We start from the raw sequence: 18,598 nt of genomic DNA on the forward strand, positions 1-18,598 counted from the left end.
CCCCCCCCCCCCCCCCCCCCCCCCCCCCCCCCCCCCCCCCCCCCCCCCCCCCCGGGGGGGGGGGGGCGGGCCCCCCCGCGCGGGGGGGGGGGGGGCCCCCCCCACGCCGGCGCCAGACCCCCACCCCGTCGAACGATCTCCGCTTCGCTCCGGCCGCTCGCCGACCCTCCCCACAAGGGGGAGGGTGAAAGGGCGCTGATGCAAAATGCCTGTCGCAGTGCTTGCGCAAGTGCCGCCGAACAGGCCAGTTTGCGCCTGAAGAATCGGTGAGAGCGCGATGACCATCCACACCATCAAGGCCCGGGGCATTTCGGTTTCGCTCGACCTCACGGTCGGCCATATCGCCGATATGGTCGTCGAGGGCGGCGGGCGGCAGCTGAAGCCGCTGCATCGCGCGCCCTGGGTCGATGCGGGCGAGACGCTGCCGGACAATCTGCCGGAAGGTACGGTTCGGCTGTCCGGCGATTTTCTCTGCGCGCCGTTTTCGCGCAGCGATGTCGAGGAGGCGCCGCTGCATGGCTGGCCGGCCAACAGCGCCTGGGATGTGGTCGATAGTGCTGCTACAGGGGATGGCTGGCGAGCCGTCTACCGCCTGCGGCACAAGGTGATGGGCGCTTCGGTCGACAAGATCCTGACGCTGCGCGACGGCCATCCCTTCCTCTACCAGGAGCATAAGTTTTCCGGTGGCCAGGGTGCGATTTCGGTCGCCCATCACCCTATGACGGCAATGACCGGCGGCGGCAGGCTGGCCTTTTCACCGAAACGGTTTGCCGCGACGCTTGACGACCCACTGGAGCCGGATCCCGCACGCGGCCGCTTCCTGCTGGCCTATCCGGCACGATCCGCCGATCTCGGCCGTTTTCCCGCCGCCGGCGGCGGCACGTTCGACCTGACGGAATACCGCATGGGCGACCTGCGCGAGGATTTTATCACCCTGGTCGAGGCCGATCATGCGGGGCCGGGCTGGACGGCACTGGCGCGCCAGGCCGAGGACGATCTGGTGCTGGTGCTGAAGAACCCGGCCGAACTGCCTATCACCATGCTGTGGTTCAGCAATGGCGGGCGCGACTACGCGCCGTGGAGCGGCCGCCACCTGGGCGTGCTCGGCATCGAGGATGGCCGCGCCGCCGTCGGCCATGCCGCCTCGATCGGCGACAACTGGCTGAGGCGCGAAGGGGTAGCGACCGCCTTTGCGCTGGGCGAAAGCCAAAGCGTTTCCTTTCGCCATGTCATCGGCGCCATGCCGCTATCTGGCGGCGAGCCACCGCAAGCGGTTACCACGGCGGATGGCCGCATACGACTGGTGACGGGCGGCGCGGCGCGGGAGGTTCCCTTCGACAGCGATTTCCTGCGTATTGGGCAGCCTGTGGCTGCCTGAACGAACAGCACAGTTGACTTCTGTTCGTTCAAGGGTTCCCATCAATTGCCAAAGTTGGCGCCGCCCCTCACCTGCCTGCCGGCACCCTCTCCCCGTATAGTGACGGGGAGAGGGGTGCTCTCATCACCGATTTCGCCAACTACCAGCGTTACAGAGTAGGCGCCGAGATTGCGGCTGGCCCCTTCTCCCCGTCACTATACGGGGAGAAGTGCCCGGCAGGGCGATGAGGGGCGGCGCCAACTTTGGCAAAAGACCGCCTCCAATAGCTCAAACCCCGATTTGAAATTTCCGCCAACTGCCGACAAGATACAGCGGAAATTATCGTGCCGATCATCCAGGCCGGAGAGGCTCTCATGTCCGAAATCGCCCATCTCGCCGCCACCATCTTCAAACGCGCCGGCAAGGCAAAGCGCTTCATCGTCGCCATTGCCGGTCCACCAGGCTCCGGCAAGTCGACGCTGTCGGCAAGGCTGCATGAACTGCTGCCCGAAGGTGCTTCGGAAGTCGTGCCGATGGACGGCTTCCACTATGACGACGCAGTGCTCGAGCGGCGCGGCCTGCGCGCGCGCAAGGGCGCGCCGGAAACCTTCGACTTTGCCGGGTTTGAGGCCCTGCTGAAGCGTATCCGTGCCGGCGAACCCGACATCGCCATCCCGGTCTTCGACCGCAGCATGGAACTGTCACGCGCCGCTGCTTCGATCGTCGCCACGCAAACCAAGTTCATCCTGGTCGAGGGCAACTATCTGCTGCTCGACGAAGAGCCATGGTCGCGGCTGGCGCCGCTGTTCGATTTCTCGATCTTCGTCGACGTGCCGCGCAACGAGCTCGAGCGCCGCCTGATGGAGCGCTGGCACGGACATGGCCGCTCCGATGAAGATGCGCGCGCCTGGATCGCGTCCAACGATCTGCCCAACATCGAGCGCGTGCTCGCGCGGCGCCGGGCTGCCGATCTTGTGATCGGCCGTTCCGCTTGATTCGACGGATTGCGCAAGGGGAACCTTAAGACTTTCAGGCCGTTATCCCGACACGGCAATTGTGCCAAAAGAGGGATTCGGTCCAATGGCAATCAAGGCAAGAAAGCCCGCGCCCGCCAAGGGCAAGGCGACCCAATCCAAGGCCGGCGCCGGCCCGGCGATGACAGCCCGTTCGAAGGACGCCAAGCCGACCTTCGGCAAGGCAGCGCCGAAGAAAGTGGTGCCGACCGCAGCGAAAGCCGCGCCGAAAGCCGCAAAGCCGAAGAAGCCCGCGAGTTCCAGCGACTCCCTGAGCGGCAGTGCGATGCGCACGGCCAAGGCGACGGCCAACGTCGCTGCCGGCGCGGTCATGGTCGCCGCCCGAGGTGCTGCGTCGCTCGCCGCTTCCGTCATGGGCAAAGGCGGTTCGAAGGCCAAAGCGAAGGCCAAATAGCCGCGCTTCGGAGGCTGGCTATCCCTTGGCGGGGATGGTCAGGCCTTTCTGCACCGCCGGCCGCGCCAGGCCGCGCTCCAGCCATGTCGAGACACTGACGAAATCGTCGAAGCCGACGAGTTCGCGCGCTTCGTAGAAACCGATCAGGTTGCGCACCCAGCCGAGCAGCGAGATGTCGGCGATGGTGTAGTCATTGCCCATGATCCACTTGCGCCCCTTCAGCCTGCCGTCGAGCACACCGAGCAGTCGCTTTGACTCGTCGCGATAACGCTCCAGCGGGCGTTTGTCGGCGATCTCGCGACCGGCGAATTTGTGGAAGAAGCCGACCTGGCCGAACATCGGCCCGACCGACGCCATCTGGAAGAACACCCACTGGATGGTCTCGTAGCGGCGCGCGGCGTCCACAGGCATAAGCAGGCCGGTCTTTTCAGCGAGGTAGAGCAGGATGGCGCCGGATTCGAACAGGCCGATCGGCTTGCCGTCCGGACCGTTCGGATCGATGATCGCCGGTATCTTGCCGTTGGGGTTGAGCGACAGGAATTCCGGTGTCCAGCTTTCGTTCTTGCCGATGTTGACCAGATGCGGCTCATAGGGCAGGCCGAGCTCCTCCAGGGCGATCGATATCTTCACGCCGTTCGGCGTTGTCGCCGAATAGAGCTGGAGCTGGTCCGGATGCTTGGCCGGCCAACGCGTTGCGATCGGAAAGGCGGACAGGTCTGCCATGGAAACTCCTGAATGGGGATCGCGCCGAGCGGCGCGGTCTTGGCGGGTCGGCCAAGGATTAGACGCGGCGCACGGCACGATCAATATGGCGGTGAAGGTTTCGTCGTGCACGAACAGTCAACGGAATGGTCTGCCTGGGGCAGATCGCGCGCCCCTTAGATCAGACGGCCTTGAAGGCCAGCACGGCATTGGTGCCGCCGAACGCGAAGCCGTTGCTGATCGCGGCGCGCACCTTGCGCTCTCGCGGCACGTTCGGCGTGACGTCGAGGTCGCAATCGGGATCGGCCTCGCGAAAATTGGCCGTCGGCGGCACGATGCCTTCGCGGATCGCCATCACGCAGGCGATCATCTCCAGCGCCCCCGATGCGCCGAGGCAATGGGCGTGCATCGATTTGGTCGACGACACCGAAAGCTTGTAGGCATGGTCGCCGAAGACGCGCTTGATCGCTGCCGTCTCGATCTGGTCGTTGGCCTTGGTGCCGGTGCCATGGGCATTGAGGTAGTCGACATCCTCGGGATTGAAGCCGGCATCGGCCAGGCAGGCGCGCATGGCCGCCGTCGGCCCTTCGACGGTCGGCGCGACAATGTCGGAGGCATCGGCGGAGAGGCCGGCGCCGGCGACCTCGGCAAGGATGGTGGCGCCGCGCGCCATGGCATGCTCGTAGGTTTCCAGGACCGCCATGCCGGCCCCCTCGCCGAGCGACAGGCCCTGGCGGTCGGCCGAGAATGGCCGGCAGGTGTCGGGCGCCAGCACGCGCAATGCTTCCCAGCCCTTCAGGATGCCCCAGACCAGCGGCGCATCGGTGCCGCCGGCGACCATCACATCGGCGCGGCCAAGCCTGATCTGGTCGACGGCCGAGGCGATGGCGTGGTTGGAGGAGGAGCAGGCAGAGGTGACGCCGAAGACCGGCCCGCGCAGACCCAGATTCATGCTGACATGGCCGGAGGCCGCACTTGGCATGACCTTTGGCACGGTGAAGATACCGGCGCGGTTCTTGCCCTCGACCAGGATGGCGCGATAGCTCTCTTCGATCGCCTCCCAGCCACAGACGCCGACACCGACGACGGTGCCCATCCGATAGGTGGTGTTCTCGTTCGAAACCAGGCCGGCCTGCTGCATGGCTTCCCTGGCTGCGATGGTCGCCAGCAGGCTGAAGCGGTCCATCGACACGGTCTGCTTGCGGTCGATTCCGTGATCGGGAAGCGCCTTGATTTCGCAGCCGACCTTGACCTTCAAATCATGCAGTTGGGGACTTGTGATCTGGCCGATGGCCGAGCGGCCGGCGCGCATCTCGTTCCAGATCGCGGGCGCGCTGGTGCCGAGCCCGCAAATGCCGCCCATGCCGGTGATGACAACGCGCTGCCGCATTCAGTTCAGGCTTTTTTCGCGATCAGCGCGCGCACAGCTTCGACCATGTCGCCGACATTCTTCAGATTGCTCCAGGCGTCGACCGTGTTCATCTCGATCTCGATGCCATACTCTTCCTCAAGATCGAAGATAATCTCCGTCAGCTCGAGCGAATGGATGCCAAGCGAGGTCAATTCGGTGGTGGTGGTGATTTCTTCGCCGCCCGGCTCGGCATGAGCCTTGATCTTCGCGATGATATCCGTTGCCAGCTGGTCGGCCATTCGGTTCCTTCCCCACTATCTCGACGTTTCCCGACGCCAACTGAGCAGCGCCCCTTTTTCTCCTGGTATCAAGCCGCCGTCGTCGTTTACTACCCCCGCCAAGCGCAGCATGACCGTACCAAGGTGGTTCCCTCTATAGAAACCGAAACGTTGTCAAGCAACAAGCTATATCGAACTCCATATCGACAAAGCCGACGGAGTGCTTAACGTGCAGGCATGGATATGGGCGAACCTAGCGGCGAACTTGACGGGATTTCGACGCAGCGCGTTGCGGGCGTCGCGCGGCTTTCCTGCGCGCTCAGTGAGGGCCGCACGCGCCTGCGGCGCCTCTATCAGGACGGCGCCGCCAAGATAAGAATGCCGGCCGTCTCGACCGATCCGCTCGAAGCGGTGCTGATCAACACCGCCGGCGGGATGACCGGCGGCGACCGTATCGCCTGGGAGGTGGATGTCGGCGCGACCGCTTCGGCATCGATCACCACCCAGGCCTGCGAGAAGATCTACCGGGCGGCATCCAACCGTGCCGAAGTGCGGGTCAATTTGTCGGTCGGCGAAAATGGCCGCATCGCCTGGCTGCCGCAGGAAACCATCGTCTTCGACCGGGCGGCCTTTGCCCGCACGCTCGACGTCGAGCTTGCCGTCGGCGCCGAGGCGCTGGTGCTGGAAGCCGCCGTCTTCGGCCGCCTGGCGATGGGCGAGCGCGCCACGCAGGGCAACTTCCATGACCGCTGGCGTGTGCGCCAGGATGGCGCCCTCATTCATGCCGAGGATTTCCGCATCGGACCCGATATCGCCGCTACGCTCGACCGCCCGGCGGTTGCCGGCGGCGCGATCGCGGTGGCGACGCTGCTTCTGGTGTCGCCACGCGCCGAGGCCCTGCTCGACCGGGTTCTGGAGATCGTCGGCGACCACGGCAGCGCCAGCGTCTGGAGCGTGAAGAAATCTGGCAAGCTTCTTGCGAGGCTCTACGCCGGGGACGGCTACCGGCTGCGCCAGCGGCTGGTTCCACTCGTCGAATTGCTTAACGGAAGGGCGGGGTTGCCCAAATTATGGTCACTCTAGGCCTGTCTCTACCAATCCAGGGAAACGCATGAACCTGACGCCGAGGGAAAAGGACAAGCTGCTGATCGCCATGGCAGCGATCGTGGCGCGCAAGCGGCTCGAACGCGGCGTCAAGCTCAACCATCCGGAAGCGATCGCGCTGATCACCGACTTCGTCGTAGAAGGCGCCCGCGACGGCCGTCCGGTCGCCGAACTGATGGAAGCCGGCGCTCATATCGTCAGCCGCGCGCAAGTCATGGAAGGCATCGCCGAGATGATCCATGACGTGCAGGTCGAGGCGACTTTTCCCGACGGCACCAAGCTGGTGACCGTGCACGAACCGATCCGTTGAGGAGGACAGGATGCTGGAGCTGCGTCCCAACTGCGAATGCTGCGACAAGGACCTGCCGCCGGAGGCGACGGATGCGCTGATCTGCACCTTCGAGTGCACCTTTTGCGCCGGATGCGTGGAACAGGTGTTGGGCGGCATCTGCCCCAATTGCGGCGGTGGTTTTTCGGCGCGGCCGATCCGCCCGCCAGCGATGCTGAAGAAATATCCGGCGTCGAGCAAACGCGTTCTCAAGGCTGAAGGCTGCGGTCCCAGCAAGGCGGCGTAAACACCAGACCGAGCAAAACGAAAGGCAAATAGAATGATCCCTGCCAAACGCCTCTGCCTGTCGGCGATCCTGCTGCTGGCCGCTGCCATGCCGGCCTATGCTCATGTCGGCATCGGCACGGCCTCCTCCTTCACGGCCGGCTTCATGCACCCGCTTTCCGGGCTCGATCATATGACGGTGATGGTCGCGGTCGGGCTGTGGGCGGCGCTCAAGGGCGGCAAGGCGGTTCTTGCCTGGCCGGCGGCCTTTGTCTGCGTCATACTGGTCGGCGGCGCGCTCGGCATGCTGCACATGCCGCTGCCCTTCGTCGAACCGGGCATACTGGCATCGGTCGTGACGCTCGGGCTGCTGGTGGCGCTGGCGATCGATCTGCCGGTCTCGGCCGGGGTCGCCATCATCGGCCTGTTCGCACTTTTCCACGGCCACGCGCATGGCACCGAGGTGCCGGAGAATGCCGGCGGGCTTGAATACATGGCCGGCTTTGCCATCGCCACGCTGTTGCTGCATGCCGCCGGCATCGCTGCCGGTCTCAGTCTCGGCATCCGGTTCCGTGGAGTGGCCCGTGCTGCCGGTGCCGCCTGTGCGGCGATCGGCATCGGTCTCGCCTTCGGCATCGTGTGAGGGCGACCATGATCCCTGGTGAAATCATCACGGTGGGCGGCGACATCGAGCTCAACAAGGGCCTGCCGACCGTCACCCTGAAAGTCGCCAACAGCGGCGACCGGCCGATCCAGGTCGGTAGCCACTACCATTTCTTCGAGACCAATGAGGGGCTGAAATTCGACCGCGAGCGCGCCAGGGGCATGCGTCTCGACATTGCCGCGGGCACGGCGATGCGTTTCGAGCCGGGCCAGGAGCGCGACGTCACGCTGGTGCCGCTCGGCGGCAAACGCGAGGTCTACGGATTTCAGCAGAAGGTGATGGGCAAGCTGTGAGATCTTCCGGCGCGCTCAGCTCAGTTCGATGGCTTGGCCGCGGCGTAGATGACGATCTTTCCGGGATCGCCGAATTCGACGGCAAGGACATCCTGCGCCTGCACGCGCCGCGATTCGATGGCGTTGAACAGCAGCGCGTTGGCCTCGATCTCCTTGCGCAGCTCGGTGATGTCGTCCTGATGCTGCTTGACCTTGCTTTCGATCTCCGGTGGCGGGCCGCCTTCGCTGCGCGCGGCATCGGTGAGGAACACGATGTCGACCTTGTCGAGCTTGGACGTCTTGCGCACCGTACCGATGTTTTCACGCGTGCGGTCGATCGCCGTGTTGACGCTGCGGGCCTCAGCGGTGGCCTTGGCCTCTTCCTGCTTGACCTGCGAGCCGACGATGCGGTTGACGGTCTCCGTGCTTTCGAGCCCTTGCGCCTTCAATCCGGTAGCAGGACCAGCAGCCGCCAGGAACGCCGTGGCGGCGACTGCCTGCATTCTGATCGAGAAAGAAGTGATCGCCATCGCTCGCTCCTGAGAGAAGTCGTTTCGGGACGCGGGTTAGCGCGAAAAGAACAAAACGAATCCGGCCCGGCGAAGGTTCCTTTCCCTATCCGGCCGGCAGGCCGAATGCCGGCCCGCCGTGCCGTCTCGTCAGCTCGCCTTCTTGGTGATCAGGGTCAGTGCGCCATTGGGTTCCATACTGGCCGCGACCACCTGCGCCGAGGTCATTCCCTTGGCCTCCAGCGCCGACTTCACCTTGGGCGTGGCGTCGATCGAGCTGCGCAGTTTCTTCAAGCCGTCATCGCCGCGCTGGGCGATCACCTGGTTGACCTGCGTCTGGGTGTCCTTTGGCAGCTCCGTGATGTCGACGATGTTGACGCTCTGGATCGTCGGCACCGCCGGCTGAGCTTGAGGTGTGGCTGGAGCAGGCGTTGCCGGCGCCGGAGCGGGCTGTGGCGCGGGTTGCTGCTGGGCACTGGCGGCGCCAGCCAGCAGGCTGGCAGCGGCGGCAAGAACTATCGTTTTGCGCATGGATTTTCCTTTCCATCGATTGGCAAACGGTCGGTCTGGGGTGACCCCCTAACCTCAACCGCCAAATGGGATCAGAAGGTGTCGCCCAGCGGGTCATTGCGTGACCATAGGATGGCAGCAATGTGCAGCACCGCTTCAATCCAACCGCATTTCAGGAGCAATCGCTGATGGCCAGAATTACCCGCGCCGCCTATGCGCAGATGTATGGCCCGACGGTCGGCGACAAAGTGCGCCTTGCCGACACCGAACTGTTCATCGAGGTCGAGAAGGATCTCACCATCCATGGCGAAGAGGTGAAATTCGGCGGCGGCAAGGTAATCCGTGACGGCATGGGCCAGAGCCAGGTTTCCAGGGCGCAAGGCGCCGTCGATACCGTGATCACCAACGCGCTGGTGGTGGACGCCAGCGCCGGCATCTTCAAGGCCGATATCGGGCTTCGCGACGGCCGTATCGCGGCCATCGGCAAGGCCGGCAATCCGGACACCCAGGACGGTGTCACCATCATCATCGGTCCGGGCACCGAGATCATCGCCGGCGAAGGCAAGATCCTGACGGCAGGCGGCTTCGACGCGCATATCCACTTCATCTGCCCGCAGCAGATCGAGGAAGCGCTGATGTCAGGCATCACCACCATGCTCGGCGGCGGCACCGGTCCGGCGCACGGCACGCTGGCCACCACCTGTACGCCGGGACCATGGCACATGGCCCGCATGATCCAGTCCTTCGATGCCTTCCCGATGAACATCGGCCTGTCGGGCAAGGGCAATGCCTCCCTGCCCGCCGCGCTTGAGGAAATGGTGCTGGGCGGCGCCTGCTCGCTGAAGCTGCACGAAGACTGGGGCACGACGCCGGCGGCCATCGATTGCTGCCTGTCGGTCGCCGACGACTACGACGTGCAGGTGATGATCCATACCGATACGCTGAACGAATCCGGCTTTGTCGAGAACACGGTCGCCGCCATCAAAGGCCGCACCATTCATGCCTTCCACACCGAGGGTGCCGGCGGCGGCCACGCACCTGACATCATCAAGGTCTGCGGCCTGCCCAACGTCATCCCGTCCTCGACCAACCCGACGCGGCCCTACACGGTCAACACGCTGGCCGAGCATCTCGACATGCTGATGGTCTGCCATCATTTGTCGCCGTCGATCCCTGAGGACATCGCCTTTGCCGAAAGCCGCATCCGCAAGGAGACCATCGCGGCGGAAGACATTTTGCACGACATCGGCGCCTTCTCGATCATCTCGTCGGATTCGCAGGCCATGGGCCGTGTCGGCGAAGTCGCGATCCGCACCTGGCAGACCGCCGACAAGATGAAGCGCCAGCGCGGCTCGCTGCCGCAGGAGACCGGCAACAACGACAATTTCCGCGTCCGCCGCTACATCGCCAAATACACGATCAACCCGGCCATCGCGCATGGGCTGTCGAAAGACATCGGCTCGATCGCGGTCGGCAAGCGCGCCGACCTGGTGCTGTGGAACCCGGCCTTCTTCGGCGTCAAGCCGGACATGGTGCTGATCGGCGGCATGATCGCCGCAGCACCGATGGGCGACCCCAACGCCTCGATCCCGACGCCGCAGCCGATGCACTACCGGCCGATGTTTGGCGCCTATGGCAAGGCCAGGACCAACTCGTCGGTGACCTTCGTTTCGAAAGCCGCGCTCGAATCAGGCCTGCACGGCAGGCTCGGCGTCGACAAGCAGTTCGTCGCCGTCGAAAACACCCGTGGCGGCATCGGCAAGCATTCGATGGTGCTCAACGACGCCACGCCGCATGTCGAGGTCGATCCCGAAACCTACGAGGTCCGGGCCGATGGTGAATTGCTCACCTGCGAGCCGGCAACGGTGCTGCCGATGGCGCAAAGATATTTTCTCTTCTAGGATTGGCGTTCCCGAGAAATATCGGACGCATCATGGACGAGCAAAAGAAACTGGCTTTAATTTCGAGAATGGGCGCAGTGCAAAAATACAATGGCGGCGTCGCTCCGCTCGCCATGCCACTTGTGACATTGGAAGAATATTTCGATGGGGCTGAAGGCGGAGCCGGATTGCTGTGCAACAGTGCTGAAGCGCCAGACAATGATACGGTTCTAGCCGCCTTTCAGGCGATACGGAAAAGGTCTGAAGTCCACGACGTCCGGATAGCGATCGTGCAATGTGACGATGGAGAATGGCCATTCTCCGACAAGGTCGTCATCACAACGCGTGCCGCCGAAGAACATGTCATTGGCTGGCTGCCCTCAGGCTTTGAGCCGGACGAAACCTGGGAGGGAGATGTTGATCACCTGCCCGCCGAGCAGATTGAAGTTCCGGCCGGCTACCGAAAGCTGTGGCTTTGGTATGATTAGCCGAAATTGTCGAAGCAGCTGGTAAGGCACACGAATGACCACCGAAATCGCCTCCCCCCACGACATTTTCCCGCATATCCGCATCGTCATGGGCATGGTGATCGGGCTTGGCGTCGCCCGCCTGCTGTCGGGGGTGGCGCGCATCGTCCAGCATCCCGGCCAGTACAAGCTCTATCCCGTGCATCTGGCCTGGGTCGTCTCGGTGCTCCTGATGCTGGTGCATTTCTGGTGGTGGGAGTTCGGCCTCTACGCCATCGAAACCTGGACCTTCGGCAAATATTTGTTCATCATCTTCTACGCGATCACGCTGTTCCTGCTGTGCGCGCTTTTGTTTCCCGATTCGATGCTGGACTACACCAGCTACGAGGATTTCTTCTATTCGCGCCGTGCTTGGTTCTTCGGCCTGCTGGCTGCGACCTACCTGCTCGACGTGATCGACACGCTGCTGAAAGGGCCAGAGCATTTCGCCCGCTTCGGCAGCGAGTATCTGTTCCGCACGCCGGTCTTCGTTGCGCTGTGTATCGTCGCGATCCTGGTGCGCGATCGCCGCTTCCACATCGCCTTCGTCACGGCGGCGCTTATCTACCAGATATCGTTCATCCTGCGGCTCTTCGACACCATCGTCTGAACGAACGCGATGGTCTAGCTTGTTGGGGAAAGGCAGGGTTCGACATGTACAAGGCCGTCGGATCGCGCGGATCCCGGGTCAGCCGCGCGTCAACGCCTATTTCGACCGCGTGCTGGCACGGCCCGCCCGTGCACGGGCGCAAGCAAATGGGGGATCCATGAAATGAAGCTCAACCTCAACACCGACTTCACCAAATTCCCGCGCGCCGTCTCCGTACTGTCCGCCGGCAATGCCGGAACCACCCTATCGTTGGGCCGGGCCATTCTCGCCCATGACGAGCGGCATCTGCGCCGCCGCGCCATCGAGCTTGCCGACGGCAGCAAGGTGCTGGTCGACCTGCCCGAACCCGTCGCCTTGAACGATGGCGACCGGCTGGTGCTGGAGGATGGCGGCCATGTCGAGGTCGTCGCGGCGGCGGAAGAGGTCTATGACATCCGCGCCCGCGACGGCGTGCATCTGGCCGAACTCGCCTGGCACATCGGCAACCGTCATCTCGCAGCAAGCATCGAGGCCGGGCGCATCCTCATCCTGCGCGACCATGTTATCAAGGCGATGCTGGAGGGGCTGGGCGCCACGGTGGCCGACGTTTCCGAACCGTTCAAGCCGGTGCGCGGCGCCTACTCCGGGCATGGCGGGCCAAGCCACGATCACGGCCATGCGCATGCGCATAGCCACGCCGAAGCGCACAGCCATTCTCATGACGAAGCGCATTCCCATTCGCACAGTCACGCCGGCCATCACCACAACCATGACTGACCAGCCTTCGAATATCGCCCTGCTGCGGCTGATGGCGTGGCTGTCGCCTGCCTTTCCGGTCGGCGGCTTTTCCTACAGCCATGGCCTCGAACGCGCGGCGCATGACGGGCTGGTTGCCGATGCCGAAAGCCTTGCCGACTGGCTGGAAACGCTTGTCGAGATCGGTTCGGGCTGGAACGATGCCGTGCTGTTTGCCGAGAGCTGGCGCCGCGCACGCCACGCCGGTGATCTCGATGAAGTGGCGGCACTCGCCGAGGCGCTCGCCGGCTCGCGCGAACGCCATACCGAAACCATGCTGCAGGGTGCGGCCTTCCTCAAAGCGGCGGCGGCCTGGCCTAATCCGGTGCTGGCGCGCTTGCCGGCCGAATGCGCCTATTGCGTCGCCGTCGGCGCCATTGCCGGCGGCAACGGCATCGTGCTTCAGGACGCACTGTCGGCCTTCCTGCAAACCTTCTTCTCCAACCTCGTGCAGGCAGCGATCCGGCTTGGCATCGTCGGCCAGAGCGGCGCGACCACCTTGTTAGCCGGCTTCGAGCCGCTGGCGCTGGTGACCGCAAGCCGCGCCGCGCGCTCGACATTGGACGATCTCGGCGGCTGTGCCTTCGTCTCCGATGTCATGGCGATGAAGCATGAAACCCAGTATTCGCGACTGTTCCGCTCATGATTTTTCTCGCCTTCGCGCTCTCCCTTGTGCTGCTGCTGATCACCGCGCTGCATGTTTATTGGGGCCTTGGCGGCATCTGGCCGGGCAAGGATGCGGCCTCTTGCGCTCGCGCCGTGGTCGGCTTTCGCGGCGTCGATGAGATGCCGACGCCGTTCGCCAGTTTCGCCGTTGCCGCGTGTCTCTGCCTCGCGACACTATGGCCGCTGGCGCTCATGGGCGTCTTTGCCTCGCCCTTTCCCCGGGAAGGCCTCGCCGCCACTTCGCTGCTCATCGGCCTGGTGTTCCTGGGTCGCGGCATAGCCGGCTTCACGCCATGGTGGCGGCGGCTGGCGCCGGAACAACCTTTCGCGCGGCTCGACCTGCGCTATTACTCGCCGCTGTGCCTGCTGATCGGGCTCAGCTTTGCCATCCTCGCCATCACGGAGTTTCCGACATGACACAGACAAATGGCCCGCTGCGCGTCGGCATTGGCGGCCCGGTCGGTTCGGGCAAGACGACGCTGACCGAAAAGCTGTGCAAGGCGCTGCGCGACGAGTTTTCCATCGCCGTCGTCACCAACGACATCTACACCAAGGAAGACGCCATGATGCTGGCGCGGCTGCAGGCGCTGCCCGAGGACCGCATCATGGGTGTCGAGACCGGCGGCTGCCCGCACACCGCCATCCGCGAGGATGCGTCGATCAATCTGCAGGCAATCGCCGAGATGAACCGAAAGTTTCCGGATCTCGACATCGTCTTCATCGAATCCGGCGGCGACAATCTTGCCGCGACCTTCTCGCCCGACCTCGCCGACCTGACGCTCTATGTCATCTCGGTTTGCCAGGGCGAGGAGATTCCGCGCAAGGGCGGGCCGGCGATCACCCGCTCCGATTTCCTGGTGATCAACAAGAGCGATCTTGCTCCTTACGTGAACGTCAACCTGGATGTCATGGAGAGCGACGCCGGCCGCATGCGCGGAAGACGGCCGTTTGGCTTCACCGACCTGTCGCGCAGCAAGGGGCTGCAGGAGGTGATCGATTTCATCATCGAGCATGGCGGCCTGCGAGCCGGCGCTGCCGCTGCCAGCACGGCGGCGTGAGACAGCTATCCCTGCACCAACCAAAACCGGTTGCGGGGATCGACTGGCCACGGCATTCTTGCCGAAACCGGAGGATTTTAGGATGAGCATCGCCCGCCTGCAAAAGGAAACGCTGACCAACCTGCCCTTCTATGAGGAGCGCGTCGATCTCGCCTGCGCCTTCCGCTGGACGGCACGGCTCAATATGCACGAGGCGGTCGCCAATCATTTCTCGCTGGCCGTCAATGACGACGGCACACAGTTCCTGATGAACCCCAACCAGGTGCATTTCTCGCGCATCAAGGCGAGCGACCTTCTGATGATCGATGCCAACGATCCAGAAACGCTCTCCGGCCCCAATGCGCCCGACCCGACGGCGTGGGGACTGCATGGCGCCATCCATCGCAATGTGCGCCACGCGCGCTGTGTCATGCATGTCCATTCGATCCACGCCACGGTGCTGGCATCGCTCGCTGACTCGACACTGCCGCCGATCGACCAGAATTCAGCGATGTTCTTCAATCGCCATGTCGTGGACGCGCATTATGGCGGGCTGGCCTTCGAGGAGGAGGGCGAGCGCTGCTCGCAGCTTCTCGTCGATCCCAAGGTCAAGGTGATGGTGATGGGCAATCACGGCGTGCAGGTCATCGGCGACACGGTCGCCGATGCCTTCAACCGCATGTTCTATTTCGAACGCGCCGCCGAGACCTACATCAAGGCGCTGTGGACCGGCCGCCCGCTGCGCACGCTTTCCGATGCGATCGCCGAAAAGGCGGCGAGCGAGATGGATGACTATCCCGGCCAGGCCGAACGCCATCTCAGCGAGTTGAAGGCGATCCTCGACGAGCAGGAACCGGCCTACCGGAATTGAGACCCTTCTCCCCGTCACTATACGGGGAGAAGGTGCCGGCAGGCGGATGAGGGGCGGCGCAAGCCCCGAAAGTGTGGGACGAACCAAAACTCGGCCTGACCGTGATCTCAATACGCCATGGAAAGCGCCTTCATTGTCAATCGCGGCGCCGCCCCTCATCGCCCTGCCGGGCACTTCTCCCCGTATAGTGACGGGGAGAAGGACGCTCTTATTCGCCGGTTTCGCCAATCATCGACGTCGCAGGAAGAGCCACCCACTTTCCCCAAGCTTAAAGCCCCAGTTCTGACCGCAATTCCTCGGCGCTGTTGATGACGACGGCGCCGGGCGGGCCCTCCATCGGCTTTTCCGGCCAGAAGATCGTCTTCATGCCCGCCGCCAGTCCCGCCATGGCGCCCGGCCAGCTGTCGTCGATCGCCACGGCGTGCGCAGGGTCGACATCGGCCAGATAGGCGGCGCGCAGGAACGGCTCGGCATGCGGCTTGCCTTCGCGCACATCGTTGCGGCTGATCGTCTTCATGCCGGGGTAGATCAGGCCGACCATGCTCAGATTGGCGTCGACGATCATCCGGTCCGAATTCGAGACCACGGCCTGCTGGATGCCTCTTGCACGCAGCTCGTTGAAGATCTCGATCGCGCCGGGGCGCGGCTTCAGCCCCTCGACCAACGGCAGATAATGTTCGTATTTGCGCACGATCCAGTCGTCGAAAGGCAGGTCCAGGCCGAACTCGTCGCGCATCATCTCGTAGACCGGCCAGGCGGCAACGCCGAGCACGCGCTCATGCAGATCGTCCGGCGGGACAAGGCCGACATTGCGCATCGCCGCCATCAGGGCTGCTTCGTGCAGCGGTTCGCTGTCGACCAGCGTGCCGTCCATGTCCCAGAAAACCGCTTTCGGCATCATGCGAGGCTCCTTTTTGCCATCCCTTAAAGGGTTTGAGCCGGGAGATAAACCTTCGGAGCGCAAGAACCTGCCGCCTGCCGGGACCGCGGCCAAGTCTCTTTGGCGACAGAGACCTCGTGGGAGAAGAAAAACTGGGCCGCGCTTACGTTGATGAATAGCAAGCAATTGCTCCCGAGATTGACAATTGCGCAGCAGGCCGTTCCCTGCGAAAGTGGGCATGGGCCGCTCTCATGACCGGCGGTCTCGGGAGGCAGGACCTTGAATAGCCGGCAGGATGGTGGCAGCAACAGGCTGGACGATGCGGCGCGCGCCGGCTGGCTTTATTATGTTGCCGGCAACACACAGGACCAGATCGCTTCGACGCTTGGCATTTCGCGGCAAACGGCGCAGCGGCTGGTGTCGCTGGCGGTGTCGGAGGGCTTGATCAAGGTTCGCGTCGACCATCCGATCGCCAACTGCCTCGATCTGGCGGCACGGCTGAGATCGCGCTTTGCGCTCGATCTGGTCGAGGTGGTGCCGAGCGACCCCAATTCGTCCTCGACCACGATCGGCATCGCCGAGGCGGCTGCCGCCGAGATCGAGCGGCGGCTGCGGTCACCGACCCCGATCGTCATGGCGATCGGCACCGGGCGCACGCTGAAGGCGGCGATCGAGCAGTTGCCGCCGATGGAATGCCCGCAGCACAAGGTGGTGTCGTTGACCGGCAACATCTCGCCGGACGGCTCGGCAGCCTTCTACAACGTCATCTTCACCATGGCCGACAGGGTCAAGGCGCGCTCGTTCCCGATGCCGCTGCCGGTCATCGCCTCGTCGCCGGAGGAGCGCGAGATGCTGCTCAACCAGCCGATGATCCAGCCGACGCTTGCGCTTGCCGCCGAGGCCGACGTCACCTTCATCGGCATCGGCGATCTCGGCCCCAAGGCGCCGCTCTACGAAGACGGCTTCATTTCGGAGAGCGAATTGAAGGCGCTGCAGAAGGCCGGCGGCATCGCCGAGATCGTCGGCTGGGTATTCGACAGGGAGGGCCGCATGATCGAGGGCATCACCAACGACCGGGTGTCGTCGGCGTCGCTTCCGTCACGCGAGAAATCACTGGTCATCGCACTGGCCATGGGCGAACGAAAGCTGCCAGGCATCCTGGCGGCCGCGAACCGGCGGCTGATCAACGGCCTCATCACCGATGAACGGACCGCCGCCGCCCTGCTGGCCAACATCTGACCGGAACCACACCTGATTTGCGATAAAACCAGCCGCGCTAGCTGTGCCGCCCGAAAGGGTCATTGCCATCGAGAAAACCGAGATCGCGCTGCAGATGCGGCGACAGGTCCCTGATGTCGAGATGTGCTCGTCTTTTGGCCGCGAACCAGCCGAATCCCTCCGTCAGCCACGAAAACCGGCGGTGATCCGGTGCGGGAGTGCATTTTTGCTGCGCCATGGTCATGATCGTCAACCTTCGCTATCCTGAACCCGAATGACGGGTTGACTGGGAATGTCGGTCTTGACGGCAGTCTTTGCCAATCGAACGTCGATAAGGACCCATAAGGAGGCTTTATGCCGGACCTCAGCTCTCGGCAGGTTGCACAGCTTCCGCCGCTGCAGGCGATCCGGGTGTTCGAAGCGGTGGCGCGGCATCTTTCCTTCACCAAGGCCGCCAGCGAACTTGCCATGACGCAAGCGGCGGTCAGCTATCAGATCAAGGTGCTGGAGGAACGGGTCGGCGCGCCGCTGTTCCTGCGACGACCGCGCCAGATCGCACTCACCGAGGCTGGACAGCGCCTCGCGCCGGCGGTCAGCGAGGCCTTTGCCATTCTCGGCCAGGCCTATGCCGCGGCGCGTGGCGGGGCCGACGGCTTGCTATGCGTCACGACGGTGCTGACATTCGCCTCGAACTGGCTCGCGCACCGGCTGGGGTCGTTCCAGATCGCCCATCCAGCGCTGGCGGTGCGGCTCGAAACGTCGAGCCGCCTGACCGACTTTGCCCGCGAGGATACCGATATCGCGATCCGCTCGGGCGGCGGCAAATGGCCGGGCCTGGAGGCGCACAAGCTGCTCGATGCCGACTTCACGCCGATGCTGAGCCCGAAACTCGCAGCGACCATCGGCGGCGTCAGGGAACCGGCGGACCTGTTGCGGCTGCCGATCCTCGATCCCGGCGACATCTGGTGGACGCAATGGTTCGAGGCTGCCGGCGTGCATTCACACGATCTTGCCAAGCGGCCCGGCAGCAGCATGGGCGCGCAGGCCTATGAGGCCAATGCGGCGATCGCCGGTCATGGCGTCGCGGTCCTGACCAGGGCGCTGTTCAAGGCGGAACTTGCCGACGGGCGCCTGATCCAGCCTTTCGATCTGGTTGGCGACGACGGCCATGCCTATTGGCTGGTCTACCCCGAAGCGCGCCGCAACGTGCCGAAGATCCGTGCCTTCCGCGACTGGCTGCTGGCCGAGATCGCCGGCTGACCGGCAAGCTTTCGGGCTGCACCTGGTTCTCGCAGATCTATCCGCTGCTGCCTCACTGTATCCGGCCGGGATGATTCTCGCCCTGGCAATTTCCGCTCGTCCCGGCCTGCGGTGTCGCCCGGGTGCTGCGCTGCAGCATCGAATCCGACTTGACATAATTCACGCCAA

The 18,598-nt window shown here is 64.1% G+C and carries 25 protein-coding genes; 18 read left to right on the forward strand and 7 right to left on the reverse strand.

Annotated features, from left to right (window positions below; translation table 11 throughout):
• The first annotated feature begins 277 nt into the window (after nucleotides 1–277).
• The 3 genes from AC0L3E_RS20605 (at nucleotide 278) to AC0L3E_RS20615 (ending at nucleotide 2,785) form a co-directional block, all read left to right on the forward strand.
• Nucleotides 278–1,378 carry a hypothetical protein gene (locus tag AC0L3E_RS20605; protein ID WP_473605507.1) on the forward strand — a complete coding sequence of 367 codons (1,101 nt, stop codon included), beginning with the start codon at nucleotides 278–280 and terminating at the stop codon, nucleotides 1,376–1,378.
• A gap of 353 nt (nucleotides 1,379–1,731) precedes the next feature.
• Nucleotides 1,732–2,352, forward strand: a complete 621-nt coding sequence (locus AC0L3E_RS20610) for a nucleoside triphosphate hydrolase (RefSeq protein WP_473605508.1) — start codon at nucleotides 1,732–1,734, stop codon at nucleotides 2,350–2,352.
• Between the two features lie 85 nt (nucleotides 2,353–2,437).
• Complete coding sequence (locus tag AC0L3E_RS20615) at nucleotides 2,438–2,785, forward strand: hypothetical protein (protein WP_128307773.1); 348 nt, start codon at nucleotides 2,438–2,440, stop codon at nucleotides 2,783–2,785.
• Between the two features lie 18 nt (nucleotides 2,786–2,803).
• On the opposite strand, the gene AC0L3E_RS20620 is transcribed toward AC0L3E_RS20615, so the two are convergent.
• From AC0L3E_RS20620 to AC0L3E_RS20630, 3 genes are all read right to left on the reverse strand, one after another.
• Nucleotides 2,804–3,508, reverse strand: a complete 705-nt coding sequence (locus AC0L3E_RS20620; protein ID WP_128307772.1) for a glutathione S-transferase N-terminal domain-containing protein — start codon at nucleotides 3,506–3,508, stop codon at nucleotides 2,804–2,806.
• A 160-nt stretch (nucleotides 3,509–3,668) separates the two neighbouring features.
• Complete coding sequence (locus AC0L3E_RS20625; RefSeq protein ID WP_473605509.1) at nucleotides 3,669–4,877, reverse strand: beta-ketoacyl-[acyl-carrier-protein] synthase family protein; 1,209 nt, start codon at nucleotides 4,875–4,877, stop codon at nucleotides 3,669–3,671.
• 5 nt (nucleotides 4,878–4,882) lie between these two features.
• Nucleotides 4,883–5,137: an acyl carrier protein gene (locus AC0L3E_RS20630; protein WP_013528393.1), complete on the reverse strand. Its 255-nt coding sequence runs from the start codon at nucleotides 5,135–5,137 to the stop codon at nucleotides 4,883–4,885.
• Between the two features lie 222 nt (nucleotides 5,138–5,359).
• On the opposite strand from AC0L3E_RS20630, the gene AC0L3E_RS20635 reads away from it, so the two are divergent.
• From AC0L3E_RS20635 to AC0L3E_RS20655, 5 genes are read left to right on the forward strand one after another with little or no spacing between them, the layout of a single operon-like run.
• A complete protein-coding gene (locus AC0L3E_RS20635; protein ID WP_473605510.1) occupies nucleotides 5,360–6,199 on the forward strand; it encodes an urease accessory protein UreD in 840 nt (279 codons plus the stop codon).
• 28 nt (nucleotides 6,200–6,227) lie between these two features.
• On the forward strand, nucleotides 6,228–6,530 hold the full coding sequence (locus tag AC0L3E_RS20640) for an urease subunit gamma (protein WP_127269528.1): 303 nt from the start codon (nucleotides 6,228–6,230) through the stop codon (nucleotides 6,528–6,530).
• A gap of 10 nt (nucleotides 6,531–6,540) precedes the next feature.
• Nucleotides 6,541–6,795 carry a DUF1272 domain-containing protein gene (locus AC0L3E_RS20645; protein ID WP_127398226.1) on the forward strand — a complete coding sequence of 85 codons (255 nt, stop codon included), beginning with the start codon at nucleotides 6,541–6,543 and terminating at the stop codon, nucleotides 6,793–6,795.
• Nucleotides 6,796–6,828: 33 nt separating this feature from the next.
• Nucleotides 6,829–7,416 (forward strand): HupE/UreJ family protein, encoded by a 588-nt coding sequence (locus tag AC0L3E_RS20650; RefSeq protein ID WP_128307769.1) that lies wholly within the window; start codon nucleotides 6,829–6,831, stop codon nucleotides 7,414–7,416.
• An 8-nt stretch (nucleotides 7,417–7,424) separates the two neighbouring features.
• Complete coding sequence (locus tag AC0L3E_RS20655; protein WP_027040029.1) at nucleotides 7,425–7,730, forward strand: urease subunit beta; 306 nt, start codon at nucleotides 7,425–7,427, stop codon at nucleotides 7,728–7,730.
• A gap of 20 nt (nucleotides 7,731–7,750) precedes the next feature.
• Here AC0L3E_RS20655 and AC0L3E_RS20660 read toward each other — a convergent pair whose 3' ends face one another.
• Nucleotides 7,751–8,239, reverse strand: coding sequence for a hypothetical protein (locus AC0L3E_RS20660; protein WP_473605511.1), 489 nt, complete (start codon nucleotides 8,237–8,239; stop codon nucleotides 7,751–7,753).
• Between the two features lie 129 nt (nucleotides 8,240–8,368).
• A complete protein-coding gene (locus AC0L3E_RS20665) occupies nucleotides 8,369–8,749 on the reverse strand; it encodes a hypothetical protein (RefSeq protein ID WP_473605512.1) in 381 nt (126 codons plus the stop codon).
• A 167-nt stretch (nucleotides 8,750–8,916) separates the two neighbouring features.
• On the opposite strand from AC0L3E_RS20665, the gene ureC reads away from it, so the two are divergent.
• The 8 genes from ureC to AC0L3E_RS20705 all read left to right on the forward strand — a co-directional run bounded on the left by ureC (nucleotide 8,917) and on the right by AC0L3E_RS20705 (nucleotide 15,072).
• Nucleotides 8,917–10,629 carry an urease subunit alpha gene (ureC, locus tag AC0L3E_RS20670; RefSeq protein WP_128289909.1) on the forward strand — a complete coding sequence of 571 codons (1,713 nt, stop codon included), beginning with the start codon at nucleotides 8,917–8,919 and terminating at the stop codon, nucleotides 10,627–10,629.
• A 32-nt stretch (nucleotides 10,630–10,661) separates the two neighbouring features.
• Entirely contained in the window at nucleotides 10,662–11,096 is a 435-nt protein-coding gene (locus AC0L3E_RS20675) for a hypothetical protein (protein ID WP_473605513.1), read from the forward strand.
• 34 nt (nucleotides 11,097–11,130) lie between these two features.
• Entirely contained in the window at nucleotides 11,131–11,724 is a 594-nt protein-coding gene (locus tag AC0L3E_RS20680; RefSeq protein ID WP_473605514.1) for a hypothetical protein, read from the forward strand.
• 162 nt (nucleotides 11,725–11,886) lie between these two features.
• Nucleotides 11,887–12,480: an urease accessory protein UreE gene (ureE, locus tag AC0L3E_RS20685; protein WP_473605515.1), complete on the forward strand. Its 594-nt coding sequence runs from the start codon at nucleotides 11,887–11,889 to the stop codon at nucleotides 12,478–12,480.
• The gene (locus AC0L3E_RS20690) at nucleotides 12,473–13,144 is read left to right on the forward strand and encodes an urease accessory protein UreF (RefSeq protein WP_473605516.1); all 672 of its coding nucleotides are present in this window, start codon (nucleotides 12,473–12,475) and stop codon (nucleotides 13,142–13,144) included. Before ureE ends, AC0L3E_RS20690 begins: the two co-directional genes overlap by 8 nt.
• On the forward strand, nucleotides 13,141–13,581 hold the full coding sequence (locus AC0L3E_RS20695; protein WP_473605517.1) for a DUF3995 domain-containing protein: 441 nt from the start codon (nucleotides 13,141–13,143) through the stop codon (nucleotides 13,579–13,581). The genes AC0L3E_RS20690 and AC0L3E_RS20695 overlap by 4 nt, the downstream gene beginning before the upstream one ends.
• On the forward strand, nucleotides 13,578–14,222 hold the full coding sequence (ureG, locus tag AC0L3E_RS20700; RefSeq protein ID WP_473605518.1) for an urease accessory protein UreG: 645 nt from the start codon (nucleotides 13,578–13,580) through the stop codon (nucleotides 14,220–14,222). Before AC0L3E_RS20695 ends, ureG begins: the two co-directional genes overlap by 4 nt.
• An 82-nt stretch (nucleotides 14,223–14,304) precedes the next feature.
• A complete protein-coding gene (locus tag AC0L3E_RS20705) occupies nucleotides 14,305–15,072 on the forward strand; it encodes a class II aldolase and adducin N-terminal domain-containing protein (RefSeq protein ID WP_473605519.1) in 768 nt (255 codons plus the stop codon).
• A 268-nt stretch (nucleotides 15,073–15,340) separates the two neighbouring features.
• On the opposite strand, the gene AC0L3E_RS20710 is transcribed toward AC0L3E_RS20705, so the two are convergent.
• Nucleotides 15,341–15,973 (reverse strand): HAD family hydrolase, encoded by a 633-nt coding sequence (locus AC0L3E_RS20710; RefSeq protein ID WP_473605520.1) that lies wholly within the window; start codon nucleotides 15,971–15,973, stop codon nucleotides 15,341–15,343.
• A 258-nt stretch (nucleotides 15,974–16,231) separates the two neighbouring features.
• Here AC0L3E_RS20710 and AC0L3E_RS20715 point away from each other — a divergent pair, with 258 nt between their 5' ends.
• The gene (locus AC0L3E_RS20715) at nucleotides 16,232–17,191 is read left to right on the forward strand and encodes a sugar-binding transcriptional regulator (RefSeq protein ID WP_127268413.1); all 960 of its coding nucleotides are present in this window, start codon (nucleotides 16,232–16,234) and stop codon (nucleotides 17,189–17,191) included.
• Between the two features lie 37 nt (nucleotides 17,192–17,228).
• On the opposite strand, the gene AC0L3E_RS20720 is transcribed toward AC0L3E_RS20715, so the two are convergent.
• A complete protein-coding gene (locus AC0L3E_RS20720) occupies nucleotides 17,229–17,414 on the reverse strand; it encodes a hypothetical protein (protein ID WP_473605521.1) in 186 nt (61 codons plus the stop codon).
• Between the two features lie 110 nt (nucleotides 17,415–17,524).
• On the opposite strand from AC0L3E_RS20720, the gene gcvA reads away from it, so the two are divergent.
• On the forward strand, nucleotides 17,525–18,430 hold the full coding sequence (gene gcvA / locus AC0L3E_RS20725) for a transcriptional regulator GcvA (RefSeq protein WP_127272481.1): 906 nt from the start codon (nucleotides 17,525–17,527) through the stop codon (nucleotides 18,428–18,430).
• The last annotated feature ends 168 nt before the right edge of the window (nucleotides 18,431–18,598 follow it).

The organism is Mesorhizobium sp. WSM4822 (genome assembly GCF_055811155.1).